The organism is Solidesulfovibrio carbinoliphilus subsp. oakridgensis, assembly GCF_000177215.2.
Classification (GTDB): Bacteria; Desulfobacterota; Desulfovibrionia; order Desulfovibrionales; family Desulfovibrionaceae; genus Solidesulfovibrio; species Solidesulfovibrio carbinoliphilus.
The window spans coordinates 1,098,191-1,110,712 of record NZ_CM001368.1 but is presented as its reverse complement, the minus strand read 5'-3'; the positions used below and the strand labels follow the sequence as shown (position 1 = coordinate 1,110,712).

Here is a 12,522-nt window from a genome sequence, read left to right as displayed (position 1 = left end):
CCCCGGCCGGATCGGGTCGGAGGGAGGGCCGCCTGCGGCTACGGCCGGGGAGTCCCGGTCGGCGAGATGGATCAGCCTTTCTTTCTGGACAGGGCTTCCTGGAGCTTTTCGCCCAAAAGGCCAAGTCCGCCGCCCGAAGCCTGGGCAGTCTGCTTTTCCTTTTTCGCGTACTGTTTCCAGTCGTTGTTATCCCGGTCGCGGTCCCGATACTCGCCGCGGTCCCGCGTGAATTCGCGTTCCTTGGTCCCGCCGACGGGCGCCAGCGTCATCTTGCGCTTTTCCGTGTCGATCTCGGAAACCACCACGGAAACCGTATCTCCGGAGGAGACCTTTTCGTAGGGGGCCGGCTCCAGGGCATCGCGGAGCTTGGAGGCCGGAAGAAGGCCGGTCACCCCGGGGGCCAGGTTGATAAAGAGCCCGTACTGCTGGCGGTTCTCCACGGTCCCTTCCACGGTCGAGCCGATGGCGAAGGTGTCGGACACGGCGGCCCAGGGGTCGCCGGCGACTTCCTTGAGGCTGAGCGATATCCGGCGCTTGGACAGGTCCACGTCCTTGACGGCGACGGTCACCGTCTCGCCGGGGCTGACCACGTCGGACGGCTTGGCAATGCGGCGCACGTGGCTCATTTCGCTCACGTGAATGAGGCCCTCGATGCCGGGCGCGATCTCGACAAAGGCGCCGAAATCGGCCAGGCGCGTGACCTTGCCTTCGACCCTGTCCCCGGCGGCGAATTTTTCGCCCACGGTGTCCCAGGGATCGGGGCCGGCCTGCTTGATGGAAAGGGAGATGCGCGGCCGGCCCTTCTTGTCGCGGTCAAACGACAGGACCTTGACCGTGACAGCCTGGCCGAGATCCACGGCGTCCTCGGCCTTTTCGGCCCGGGACCAGGACAGCTCGGACAGGTGGACGAGTCCCTCGAGGCCCGGGGCCACTTCCACGAACGCGCCAAAGGCGGCGAAGCGGGTGACCACGGCCGGGATGACGTCCCCGGGGTTGACCGACTCCAGGAAGCGCAGTTCGGATTCGGCCCGTTCCTGCTCCTGGAGCTTGCGCCGGGAAACCACGATGTTTTTGCCGTCGCGTTCAAAGGTGGTGATCAGAAAGGTGTAGGTCTGGCCGACGTGGACTTCGGGATTGTCGGTAAAGGCCAGATCGATCTGGCTGACCGGACAAAAGGCCCGTCGGTGGAGGATCTCCACGTCGAAGCCGCCCTTGCGCGAGGCCGTGACCTTGCCTTCCACGGGAACGCCGGCCTCGAAGGCCGCGAGCAACGCCTCGGCGCCGCCCTGGCCGGTCAGGGCCTTGGACAGGGCCACCTCGTCGCCGCGTACGGACACGACATAGAGGGTGACGGCCTCGCCTTCGCTGATGGTCAGCGCGCCGTTTTCGTCCAGGAATTCGGATTTATCCGCCACCCCGTCAAGTTTGGTGCCGGTGTCCACCACGACAGTGGTGTCCGTTACGGCGATGACGGGTCCGGTGATGCGGTCTCCAACGCTGATCTCGCCGCCACGTTCGGCCAGGGAGGCCTCCATGAGCGCGGCGAATTCGCCCTCGGCCGGCATGTCTTTGGTGTCCGGCGACTTGTCTGCCATGATCGCTCCGAAAGAAGGGGTGATTTGGGCGCGAACGCGCCGGGGCGCACTGTAGCGCAGCGGTGATCCTTGTCAAATGCGAAAAAGGCCCTATCCTACGAAAACCTCGCCCTGAACCCGTTTTCGGAGGATCGATGGACCCTGTTACCCATGTTGCCGCCGGCGTGCTCATCGGTCAGGCCGCCAAGGACCGCTTTCCGGCCGGCCGGGCCCTTGTCCCCTTGGCCGCCTTTGCCGCCTGGATGCCTGATCTCGATAATATCGTTACATTTTTCGGCCCGGAAGCCTACATGCGCTACCACCGGGGCCTGACCCATTCCCTGCTCGGCTGCGCGCTCCTGGCCTGGCTTCTGGCCCTGGTGGCGCACCGGCTGTGGCGTGAGGCCGGCGCGGGCCGGTTTTTCATCCTATTTTATATCTGCGCCCTTTCCCACCTTTTTCTCGACTGTATAACTTCTTACGGGACCGGGCTTTTCCTGCCCTTTTCCGACATGCGGGTGTCCTTTCCCTCGGTCTACATCATTGACCCGGTCTATACCCTGGCCCTGGTCGGACTGGCCGTGGCCGGGGTTGTGCGGCCCGGCGCGCGAAAGGGCTTGGCCGTGGCCGGACTGGCCGTGATGCTGGCCTGGCCGGCGCTCGGGTTCGGTGTCGGGCACTACGTGGCCGGCCGGGCCGGCACGCTTCTCGCCGCCCAGGGCCAGGACGTCAAGGCCATCCACGCCCAGCCCGACGCCTTTGCGCCCTTGTGGTGGAAGATCGTGGCCGACGAGGGGGACGAATACGTGCTGACCGGCATGGACCTTTCCTCGCCCGGGACACTCCTGCCCGAACGGCGCTACCGGAAGGCCGCGCCGGCGGAACTGGAGGCCCTCGGCCAGGCGGCCCCGGTCTTCGCCCAGTACGTCTGGTTCACCGATTTTCCGGTCATCTCCACGGCCACGAGTCCGGAAGGGACGACGCTCACCTTCCAGGACCTGCGCTTCATGGCGGTCAATCCGCTGGTGGCCAAGGTCCGCGGAACGGCCGTTCCCTTCACCCTGACCGCCTACCTGGATTCGGCCGGCCGGCTCATGCGGGTCCTGTATTCGCAGCTCGGCAACGGCGAGGTGATCCTGCCGCGTCCCGAGGCCGCCCAGGCCGCCATCCTCTGGCCCGTCGGCGGGAACTGATCCCTATTGCCGGCCGGGCCGGCTTCCGACTCTCCGCCGCCCGGGCGGCGCGACAAAAGGCCCGCTCCTGGACTGGGAGCGGGCCCTTGGCTAGTATGGCCGCATCGCGACCAACGTTTGAGCCCAAGGAGCCGCCATGCCGTTCGTCAATATCAAGATCACCCGCGACGGAGTCACCCCGGAACAGAAAGCCCACGTCATCGAAGGCGTGACCAACCTCCTGCGCGACGTCATGGGCAAAAATCCCCAGACCACTTTCGTCCTCATCGAAGAAGTGGAGACCGACAACTGGGGCATCGGCGGCGAAACCGTCACGGTCCGCCGCAACCGCGAGCGAAAGGGCTCGTGACCGGGCCGGCGCGGCCGGAGGGCGGACGCACGGGCGAGATCGCCCAACTGCATGCCATCCGCTCCCTGGCCATGGCCGCCATCTTTTGCCACCACCTGTGGCTCGGGCTCCCGGAACTCGGCCGGGCCTGGCAGGGCACGCTCCTGGACGCGGCCTTCCGGTCCATGTCCCTGGGCGTGGTCGTTTTCAACGTCATGACCGCGTTTTTGATGGGCCTGCCTTTTTTCGGCCCCGCGCCCGTCCCGCCCCCGGCCTTCGGTCCTTACGTGCGCAAGCGGCTGTGGCGGCTTTACCCGCAGTACGCTTTGGCCGTGCTGGTCCTGACCGCCGTCTCGGCGGCCGTCTTCCGGCTGTCGGACTGGCGGGGCCTGGCCACGGGGGTGGCCTCCCACCTCCTGTTCCTGGATCCCTTCTGGACCGGGCCGTTTTACGGCAACATGGCCGCCTCCTGGTGGCTCGGGCTGCTCGTCCAGTTCACGCTGGTCTTTCCCTGGCTGGTGCGTCTGGTCCGCCGTCCGGGCCTGGGCCCGGCCGGCTGGTGTCTGGTCTCGGCGGCGGCCATGTGGCCGGTCACGGTCTGGATCAAGGCCAGGGGGGCGGCCGCGCCCGGGACCGGCTGGGACACGTTCGCCTTCCTGTGGACCTTCAACCTGCCACCGCGGCTGCCGGAATTTTTGTGCGGCCTGTGGATGGCCCAGGCTTACCGGGAGCAGGCCGGCCCGGGCTGGCCGTTTGGCCGGGGGCTGGCGCTGTTCCTGGCCGGTGGTTGCCTGGCCGCCTTCCTTTCCGGCGTCGTGCCCGGCGCGCCGTCGCTTGGGCACATGAGCGGGGCGGTCTGGAGTCTGGCCGTGTTCGCCGTGCTCTTCCGCCTGCCGTGCATGGCGGCTGCGGGAGCCTGGGCCTGGGTCAGGCGTTTTTCCCTGCTGTCCTACGGCGTCTATCTCTGCCACCAGCCTCTCCTGAGTTTCTGCGGTCCGGCCACGGCTGGTCTGGCCCCATGGGCGCGGTTCGCGCTCGAGGCCATGGCCGCCGGCGCGGCCAGCCTCATGGGGGCTTGGCTCCTGGAACGCGTAACCGCCGCCGCCCTGGGGGCGCGCAAGCCGGGGAAAGCGGTGGCGGCGGGGGGAATCCGCCTTCAGAATCGAATCAGATAGACCCCGGCCAACAGCAGCACGGACCCGGCCAGCCGCTTCAGGTCGAAGGGGATGTGGGGGAAGCCGAGCAGGCCGAAGTGGTCGAGGGCCATGGAGGCGGCCACCTGTCCGGCCAGCGTCAGGGCCACCATGGCCCCGGCCCCGATGCGCGGGGCCAGGATGACGGTGGCCGTGACGAAAAAAGCGCCGAGCGACCCGCCGATCCAGTACCACCACGGCCCGGCCGGCCAGGCCCGGGAGACGGGCACGCCCTGGCCCAGGGCGGCAAGGACGCAGCCAAGGGCCAGGGTGCCGACCAGAAACGAGATGAAGGCCGCCGCGATGGCCCCGTCCACGAGGCCGGCGAGCTTGGAATTGATGCCGGCCTGCACCGGCATGAACATGCCGGCGGCCAGCGCCAGGACGAGGTAGGCCGTTTGCATGGCGGTTTCCGGCTCAGTACGATTTGTCCACCACGGTCTTGCCGATGGGGGCCAGGGCCAGGAGGGCGAGTTTCAGGTGCTGGAGGGCGAAAGGGATACCGATGATGGTCACGAAATTGGCCACCGCGGCCGTGAGGTGCCCGATGGCCAGCCAGACCCCGGCCAGGACGAACCAGATGATGTTGCCGAGAAAGCCCAGCGGGCCGGTGCCGAGGTCTTCGCCGGAGACGTGGCGGCGGTCCACCACTTCCTTGCCAAAGGGCCAGAACGACAGGTTGCCGAGCACGAAGCAGGCCCGGGTCCAGGGCAGGCCGATGATGGTGATGGCCATGACGACCCCGGCCAGGTACCAGCCGATGCCCATCCAGAGACCGCCGAGAATGAGCCAGAGGATATTCATGAGGAAATTGACGGGTTGCATGGGTGCTCCTATTCGCTGATTGTGGCGAGGCGGTTCATGAGGTTGGACACGGCGCGCAGGTGGCTTTTTTCCTCCTGGGCCAGTGTCGTGAAAAGCGCGGCGGATTCGGGGTCTTTGGCCTGTCCGGCCAGCCGGGAATAGAGGTCCAGGGCCTGCGCCTCGACCGAGGCGGCCAGCTCCAGGGCCTCGCCCGGCGCATCGGGTTCGCCGCCGAGCTGGGCCAGGAAGGCTTCGCCGGGCAGGCCGCCCTCCAGTTCGGGCGACACGCCGGAGAGCAGCGCCGCCAGCTCGCTTTTGTCCCCCGTGGCCTTGCGGTAGAGGCCGTGCACATGGTGCAGGTGGCGCTCCTCGAAGCCGGCCAGCCGGACGAACACGTCGCGGGTTGCGGCATCGGCCGCGGCTTGCCCCAGCTTGCCGTAAAAGGCGCCGAGCGCCGCTTCCATGCCAAGGGCGGCGAGCAGGATCTGGCGGGGCGTTTCCGTGCCGTCAAGGAGTGTCATGCCGGTGTCAGGCGGCCCGGTTGCGGCCGCGCCCTGCCAGGCCAATGCCCCGCCGAGCATGTTGACCACGTTTGGAAATCCCGCGCCGGACAGGATTTTCGCGGCCGCGGCGCTGCGCTTGCCGCCCCGGCAGTAGACCACCACCGGTTTCTTCCTGTCCAGGGCCTCCAGGGTGTCGGCCAGGTCGGGCAGCGGGGAAAGGGTCGCGCCGGGCAGGTGGAATTCCTCGTATTCGGGTTCCATGCGGACATCGAGCAGGGTGAGGCCTCCCTGGGGCGTTTTGTCGAGCAGGGCCCGGACCTCCTCGGCCGAGGCGTTTTGGACGAGAGCCGGGTCGGCGGCGTCGGACATGGGCGTCTCCGGGGTTACGGGTTGCGCTTTGGCCGGCGGGTAGGATAGGAAACGGCCAGCCTGCCCAAAGCATATGCGCGAGGCGGGGAAATCTTGTCAAGGCGGGAACGTATGGCGCAGGGTACGGTGCGGCGGCTGCCGCCCCTCTGGCTGGAGCTGGTGGTCATCTGCCTGCTTGGGGCGGGTTTGTCCGTGGCCATGAACATGGCCCGGGAAGAGCCTTTGCCCTGGGTGGCCGACTTCGCGGCCCTGGACCGGCGCGAAGCCCTGCGGCGGGGCCTTGAAACCGTGGACGCCAACGCCGCCCTGACCCTTCGCGGCAAGCCGGGCGTGGTTTTCATCGACGCCCGCACAGCCGGGGAATATGCCGAACGGCGCGTGGCCGGGGCGAAAAACCTGCCCCAGGAGGCCATGTACGGCGACCTGGACGCCGCGACCAAGGCCCTGGGCCTTTCTCCCGACGATCGGCTGGTGATCTACTGCGGCGGCATCCTGTGCGACAAGAGCAAGGAACTCGGCGACGCCCTGCGCACGGCCGGATTCCCCTACGTCACGGTCGTCTCCGACGGTTTCGACGGTTGGCTGGCCGCTGGCGGCCCCACGGAGGGCGGAGCGTGAAAATCCTCGGCGTCATCGCCCGTATGGTTCTGGGTTGCATCTTCCTGGCCGCGGCCTGGGACAAGATCGTCGATCCGGCCGCGTTTGCCAAGATCATCCGCAACTACCAGATTCTCCCCGACATGCTGATCTACGGCGTGGCCCTGGTCCTGCCCTGGATCGAGGTGGTCGTCGGCATGAGCCTCGTAACCGGCTTTTTGTCGCGCGGGGCGAGCCTGACCGCCTGCCTCATGATGGCCGTCTTTCTCTCGGCCATGGCCTGGGCCTGGCACAAGGGCATAAGCACCCAGTGCGGCTGTTTCACCACCAAGGCCGAGGACGCCATTTCTCCGGCCACGTTCTTCCGCGACGGCTCCATCCTGGCCCTGGCTCTTTTGGTGGCCGTGGACAGTTTCGTGCGGGCCAGGCGCGCGTGAGGCAGGCCCCATGTCCGGGGTGAAAATCATCCCTATCGGCAAGCCGCGCACGGTGCGCCAGCGGCTGCTGGAGGCCCTGGGCGACCTGCTCGCCAGGGAGGGCTTCGACGGGCTGTCCCTCGAGGCCGTGGCCAAGGCGGCGGGCCTTGATCGGGCGGTGGTGCTGCGCCACTTCCAGGACCTCGACGACATGGTCACGGCTTTCGGCCAGAGTTCCACCTTCTGGCCGACCGTGGCCGAGCTCCGCGACGACGTGGCCGACCGTTTCGCCTCCCTGCCGCCCAAGGCCCAGCTTTCCCACTTTTTCAAGGCCACCATCCGGGGGCTCCTGGCCCGGCCCCGCACCCTTGACATCCTGGCCTGGGAACTCATGTGCCGCAACCGCTTCACCCGGCTCCTGGAATATCCCCGGGTGCGGGCGGCCCTGGAATTTTTCGAGAACGTCACCGGCGAGGTCCCGGAATCCCTGGACCTCACCGCCGTGGTCGCCGTGCTTGGCGGGGCGGCCATGTTCCTGTCCGTGCGGTCCCGCCAAAGCGGGGTCTTCGGCGGACTGAACCTGTATGACGACGCCGACCGGGAACGCGTGGACCGGGTGCTGGACCTCATCCTGGCCGGCATCCTGCGCGAGGCCGAGGGGCGCTGACACGGGAGGACGCCATGTTGATGCGCGGCAAAAAGGCACTGGTCTTCGGGGTGGTCAACGAGCGCAGCATCGCCTACGGCATTGCCAAATCCCTGCGCGACGAGGGGGCCTCCCTGGCCCTTGGCTACGCCGCCGAACCCATCCGCAAGCGGATCGAACCCATTGCGGAGAATCTTGGCGCGGACTTCGTCTTTGCCTGCAACGTGACCAGCGACGAGGAGATCGCCCGGGCGGCCGGGCTGGTGCGGGAGAAATGGGGCACGGTGGACTGCCTGGTCCACTCCATCGCCTACGCCAACCGCGAGGATCTGGCCGGCCGGTTCATCGACACCAGCCGCGAAGGCTTCCGGGTGGCACTCGACGTGTCGGCCTATTCCCTGGTGGCCCTGTGCCGGGCCTTCGAGCCGCTTTTCGTCTCCGGCGCCTCGGTCATGACGCTCAGCTACTACGGTTCGGGCCGGGTGGTCGCCAACTACAACGCCATGGGCGTGGCCAAGTCCGCCCTGGAAGCCAGCGTGCGCTACCTGGCGGTCGACCTCGGCCAGTCGGGGGTGCGCATAAATGCCATCAGCGCCGGTCCGGTCAAGACCATGGCCGCCTCGGCCATAAGCGGCTTTCGCACCATCCTCGAAACCATCGAGAACCGCTCGCCGCTTGGCCGCAACATCACGCTTTCCGACATCGGCGGCTGCGCCCTCTACCTGGCCTCGGACCTGTCGTCCGGCACCACGGGCGAGGTGATCTTCGTCGATTCCGGCTACAACATCATGGGCGTCTAGACGCGGGACGCGCCGGCACGCGCCGACCCGGGCGAGGACGGATCCTTCCGTCGTTTGCCGGATCAGGGTTGCGTCTGGGAGCGGGGGGCGGATTTTTCCGCCCGGGTCATCCGCCGCCGACAGGCGGGAAAATGCCCACCCGGTCGCCGTCGGCCAGTGGCCGGGCAAGGTCCGACGTCACGCCGTTGACGAAGACGATTTTTACCTCGTCGCGCGGGATGCCGAGACGGTCGACGAGACTGGCCACGGTTTCTCCTGCCGTGATCGGGAAGGCCCCGGAGTTGGGAGGGGTCAGGGGAGCCAGGGTGGCGAAGCAGTTGAGTTCTATGGGCATGGCGTGGTCCTTGATGCGCGTGGATCGCTTTTCCCTGTTTTATAAAACATGACTGCTTGCCTGTCCATGCGCCTTTTGGAAAAGGGATGGCGATATCGAAGATTCGTTGCCATTACTGGCGCATGGGTGTAGGGAAAAAGCGACGAGCGTCTTCTTTTTCGAAACGCCGTGCAGCGGTGTGCCACTGCCTCGGGTCCCGTCCGGCGGTGTCCTTTCCGAGAACGGGGAATGGCCGTGGCGGCGGTCCGGACGGCGTCTGTCGCGTTGTGGAACCGGCAACCGGGACAGGCCATGCGAAGAATTCTGGGCTATGTGGCCGTTACCCTCCTTGTGGCCGCGGCAGGCCTGTGGGGCCTGCTCTATGTCCGGGAGGGCAGAAACGCGCCGGCTCCGGTCTGGTCCGGCGGCGCATTGCGGATCGGCTATTCGAGCGAACCGCCGTATTCGTATCGCACAAGCGACGGCAAGGTCACGGGCGAGGCGCCGGAGATCGCCAAGGCCGTGTTCGACGCCATGGGCGTGACCGCCGTCCGCTGGGTGCTCCTGGATTTCGGCCGGGCCATTCCCGCGCTCCTGGACGGCCAGGTCGACATGTTGGCCAATGGGCTCTTCATCACGCCCGAGCGTTCGGCCCAGGTCCTTTTTTCCTTGCCCTTTTGCCAGGTGCGGCCGGGCCTGCTCGTGCGTCACGGCAATCCTTTTTCCCTTTTTTCCTACGAGGACGTGGCGGCCCGAGCGGAGGTCACGGCGGCGGTTCTGGACGGTTCGGTGGAACAGGCCGCCCTGGTCCGCCTGGGAAAACCGGCCCAACGGCTGTTCGTGGTGCCGGATCCGGCCGCCGGGCTTTCGGCCGTCGGTTCCGGCCGGGCCGATTGCCTGGCCCTGTCCGCGCCCACGGTCGCCTGGCTGGCCGGCGAGACGGCGGGCGAGGTCGAACAGGCCGCGCCCTTCCGCGAACCGCCGGACGCGACTATCAGGGAAAGCGCCTTCGCCTTCCGTCCCCAGGACCGGCCCCTGGCCGAGGCGGTCAACGCCGCCCTGCGCCGGTATATCGGGTCCCCGCAGCACCGGCGCGCCGTTTCTCCCTTCGGCTTCGGCCCCGAGGCCCTGCCGGGCTGGAGCCACTAAGATGCCCGCAGCCGGACAGGCCAGGCGGCAATCCCTGGGAACCCTCGGTTGGATCGACCTGCACCTCTACGCCATGGTCGCGGTGGCCCTGCTCTCGGGCCTGCTTCTGTGGTGGACCAACGTCTCCTGGCGGACGCATTTCGAGGTCTACCCGCGCCTGCTCGACACCCTGCGCCTGGCCCGGGGCGACGTGGTCAGGGGATACGTGGTCCTGGAGCGCCACCTGGCGGGCGAAGCCACCGTTCCCTTGGCCGACGCGGAAGCCCTGTTCGAGCAGGCCGCCCTTCGCGTGGACGATGCCGCCAAGGTGCTGTCTGCGGACGAAGGCTTGCCCCTGGGGGAGGGGATGCCCGACGTGGCGGCCGCGCTTGCGGCCTACCGGCAGGGCATTCGGTCCTTCGAGGGGCTGGCCCGGCAAAGCCTGACCGGCGAGGCCGGAAACCGGAACCGGCAGCGCCTGGAATTCCAGGCCGCCTTCGCGGCCCTGGAAAACGCGGCCGATTCCCTGAGCGAGGCTATCGGGCGCCAGGGCGCCTCCATATCCGGGCGGCAGGACCGGGCGAACAACCTGCTTTTTTTCGTCTGGCTCCTGTTCTTGGCCGTGCTGGGGGGCAGCCTGGCCATGGCCGGGGCCAGGCGGCGCAAGGCCGAGCAGGCCCTGGCCGAGAGCGAGGGCAAGTACCGGTCGCTTTTCGACCAGGGCATGGATGTCATTTTGCTCGTGGCCGAGGATTCGGGCCGCATCCTGGACTGCAATCTCGCGGTCACGGCCGAGTGGGGCTATGAGTGTGAGGAACTGGTCGGCCGCACCCCGGCGAGCCTGCTTCTCGCAACGCCGGAGGCGGGACAGGCCACGCCGGTCGAGGCCCGGTACGCCGATGGCCGGCGGTCCCTGGTCTGGGAGACGCGCCTGGTCACCCGGGACGGGGCGGTGCGCGACGTTTCGGTCAAGACCGGTTTTTTCACCCTGGGCGGCCGGCGGGTCCGGCTGGAGATCTACCGCGACGTGACCGAGCGCAAAAAGGACGAGACCGCGCTCCTGGAACGCGAGGCCCTGTTGCGCGGCCTTGGCGACAATCTGCCCGACGGCGTGATCTACTGCCTGGAGGTGCGTCCGGACGGCGGCCGCCGTTTCCTTTCCATGAGCCAGGGCGTGGAGCGCCTCTTCGACCTGCCGGCGGCCAGGGTCCTCGAGAATGCCGGGCTCCTTTTCGATCGGATCGAGGCGGCGGACCGGGAGGCCTTTCGCCGGGCGGAAGTCGAAGCCGCGGCCGGCCGCGCCGCCCTCGACGTCCAGGCCCGGATGCGGGCCGGGGACGGATCGGTGCGCTGGTGCCAGTTTCGGGCCGCGTCGCGACAGGCGCCGGAGGGGGGCGTGGTCTTCGACGGCGTCCTTTTCGACGTGACGGCCCAGAAACGCACCGAAAGCAACCTGCGCCAGGCCATGGCCGAGGCCGAGACCGCAAGCAAGGTCAAAAGCGAATTCCTGGCCAACATCAGCCACGAAGTCCGAACGCCCTTAAACGGCGTCCTCGGCATGCTCCAGCTGCTCGAAATGTCGCCCCTGTCCGAAGAGGACGCCGCCAGCGTGGCCACGGCCCTGACCTGCGGCCGGGGACTGGTCAAGGTGCTGGCCGACATCCTGGACTTCAGCCTCATCGACGCCGGCCGGGTGGCCCTGTGCCAGGACGCCTGCGACATCCGGGCCGTGGTCACGGACGTGTGCGGCATGCTTTCCCCGGAATGCGGCAAGAAGGGCATCTCCCTTTTCTCCGAGGTGTCCGACGCCGTGCCGCCCTTTGTGGCCACCGATGCCGCCAGGCTGCGCCAGATCCTGTTCAATGTCCTTGGCAACGCCGTCAAATTCACCTCCTGGGGCGTGGTCCGGCTGTCCATCGTCCCCGCCTCGCGCCGCGGCGGGACCCTGCACCTGCTTTTTACGGTCCGCGATACCGGAATCGGTATCCCCGAGGAACGGATGGACGAGATCTTCGATCCGTTCACCCAAATCGACGGGTCGCTCACCCGCAAGTTCGGCGGCACGGGCCTTGGGCTTGGCATCGTCAAGCGTCTGATCGGCCTGCTTGACGGCCATATCACCGTGGAAAGCGAACCGGGCAAAGGCACGGACTTCACCTTTTCCATCCGCTGCGTCGAGGCCGAGGCCCCGGTGGCCGAGGGAGGGCCGGTCGCGCGCCAACCGATCGACGCCGCCACCCCGGTCCGGGTGCTGGTGGTCGAGGACGACGCCATAAACCGCATGGCCACGGTCTCCATGCTCGAAAAACTCGGGTTTACGGCCGAGGCCGTGGAGGATGGGGACGTGGCCCTCGATGTCCTCGACGGCGGCGACTTCGACGTGGTCCTCATGGACATCCAGATGCCGCGCCTGAGCGGCGACGAGGCCACCCGCCGCATCCGCCGCCGGGAGCGGCCCGGCCTCGATCCGGAAATCCCCATCATCGCCGTGACCGCCCACGCCATGGACGGCGACCAGGAACGCTATCTGGCCTGCGGCATGGACGACTACCTGCCCAAACCCGTGGACATGGCGGCCCTTGGCCAGGCCGTGACCCGGGCCGCCGCCCGACGCCGGGCCCTTTTCGCCTGACATCCCGCATCCCGCTGTCTTGACGC

14 protein-coding genes are annotated in these 12,522 nt (G+C 67.8%); 9 read left to right on the top strand and 5 right to left on the bottom strand.

Annotation, left to right across the window (positions count from 1 at the left end):
* Positions 1 to 71: 71 nt before the first annotated feature.
* Complete coding sequence (locus DFW101_RS04950) at positions 72 to 1,595, bottom strand: 30S ribosomal protein S1 (RefSeq protein WP_009180421.1); 1,524 nt, start codon at positions 1,593 to 1,595, stop codon at positions 72 to 74.
* Positions 1,596 to 1,729: 134 nt separating this feature from the next.
* Between DFW101_RS04950 and DFW101_RS04945 the strand changes: the two genes are divergently transcribed.
* The 3 genes from DFW101_RS04945 (at position 1,730) to DFW101_RS04935 (ending at position 4,270) form a co-directional block, all read left to right on the top strand.
* On the top strand, positions 1,730 to 2,767 hold the full coding sequence (locus tag DFW101_RS04945; protein WP_009180420.1) for a metal-dependent hydrolase: 1,038 nt from the start codon (positions 1,730 to 1,732) through the stop codon (positions 2,765 to 2,767).
* A gap of 136 nt (positions 2,768 to 2,903) precedes the next feature.
* Positions 2,904 to 3,116: a tautomerase family protein gene (locus tag DFW101_RS04940; RefSeq protein ID WP_009180419.1), complete on the top strand. Its 213-nt coding sequence runs from the start codon at positions 2,904 to 2,906 to the stop codon at positions 3,114 to 3,116.
* Positions 3,113 to 4,270 carry an acyltransferase family protein gene (locus tag DFW101_RS04935; protein ID WP_009180418.1) on the top strand — a complete coding sequence of 386 codons (1,158 nt, stop codon included), beginning with the start codon at positions 3,113 to 3,115 and terminating at the stop codon, positions 4,268 to 4,270. Before DFW101_RS04940 ends, DFW101_RS04935 begins: the two co-directional genes overlap by 4 nt.
* Here the strand turns inward: DFW101_RS04935 and DFW101_RS04930 are convergent.
* From DFW101_RS04930 to DFW101_RS04920, 3 genes are read right to left on the bottom strand one after another with little or no spacing between them, the layout of a single operon-like run.
* The gene (locus DFW101_RS04930; protein ID WP_009180417.1) at positions 4,252 to 4,692 is read right to left on the bottom strand and encodes a DMT family transporter; all 441 of its coding nucleotides are present in this window, start codon (positions 4,690 to 4,692) and stop codon (positions 4,252 to 4,254) included. The two genes, DFW101_RS04935 and DFW101_RS04930, sit on opposite strands and share 19 nt — an antisense overlap.
* A 13-nt stretch (positions 4,693 to 4,705) precedes the next feature.
* Positions 4,706 to 5,113: a YccF domain-containing protein gene (locus tag DFW101_RS04925; protein WP_009180416.1), complete on the bottom strand. Its 408-nt coding sequence runs from the start codon at positions 5,111 to 5,113 to the stop codon at positions 4,706 to 4,708.
* Positions 5,114 to 5,121: 8 nt separating this feature from the next.
* Positions 5,122 to 5,964: a rhodanese-like domain-containing protein gene (locus DFW101_RS04920; protein WP_009180415.1), complete on the bottom strand. Its 843-nt coding sequence runs from the start codon at positions 5,962 to 5,964 to the stop codon at positions 5,122 to 5,124.
* 111 nt (positions 5,965 to 6,075) lie between these two features.
* Here DFW101_RS04920 and DFW101_RS04915 point away from each other — a divergent pair, with 111 nt between their 5' ends.
* The 4 genes from DFW101_RS04915 to DFW101_RS04900 are packed head-to-tail and all read left to right on the top strand — an operon-like array spanning position 6,076 to position 8,423.
* The gene (locus DFW101_RS04915; RefSeq protein ID WP_009180414.1) at positions 6,076 to 6,582 is read left to right on the top strand and encodes a rhodanese-like domain-containing protein; all 507 of its coding nucleotides are present in this window, start codon (positions 6,076 to 6,078) and stop codon (positions 6,580 to 6,582) included.
* Positions 6,579 to 6,998, top strand: coding sequence for a MauE/DoxX family redox-associated membrane protein (locus tag DFW101_RS04910; protein ID WP_009180413.1), 420 nt, complete (start codon positions 6,579 to 6,581; stop codon positions 6,996 to 6,998). Before DFW101_RS04915 ends, DFW101_RS04910 begins: the two co-directional genes overlap by 4 nt.
* A 10-nt stretch (positions 6,999 to 7,008) precedes the next feature.
* On the top strand, positions 7,009 to 7,644 hold the full coding sequence (locus DFW101_RS04905; RefSeq protein ID WP_009180412.1) for a TetR/AcrR family transcriptional regulator: 636 nt from the start codon (positions 7,009 to 7,011) through the stop codon (positions 7,642 to 7,644).
* A 14-nt stretch (positions 7,645 to 7,658) separates the two neighbouring features.
* A complete protein-coding gene (locus DFW101_RS04900) occupies positions 7,659 to 8,423 on the top strand; it encodes an enoyl-ACP reductase FabI (protein ID WP_009180411.1) in 765 nt (254 codons plus the stop codon).
* Positions 8,424 to 8,529: 106 nt separating this feature from the next.
* Here DFW101_RS04900 and DFW101_RS04895 read toward each other — a convergent pair whose 3' ends face one another.
* Positions 8,530 to 8,757: a MoaD/ThiS family protein gene (locus tag DFW101_RS04895; protein WP_009180410.1), complete on the bottom strand. Its 228-nt coding sequence runs from the start codon at positions 8,755 to 8,757 to the stop codon at positions 8,530 to 8,532.
* A gap of 291 nt (positions 8,758 to 9,048) precedes the next feature.
* On the opposite strand from DFW101_RS04895, the gene ehuB reads away from it, so the two are divergent.
* Complete coding sequence (gene ehuB, locus DFW101_RS04890; RefSeq protein ID WP_009180409.1) at positions 9,049 to 9,885, top strand: ectoine/hydroxyectoine ABC transporter substrate-binding protein EhuB; 837 nt, start codon at positions 9,049 to 9,051, stop codon at positions 9,883 to 9,885.
* A 1-nt stretch (position 9,886) separates the two neighbouring features.
* The gene (locus DFW101_RS04885) at positions 9,887 to 12,496 is read left to right on the top strand and encodes a PAS domain-containing hybrid sensor histidine kinase/response regulator (RefSeq protein WP_009180408.1); all 2,610 of its coding nucleotides are present in this window, start codon (positions 9,887 to 9,889) and stop codon (positions 12,494 to 12,496) included.
* Positions 12,497 to 12,522 lie beyond the last annotated feature (26 nt).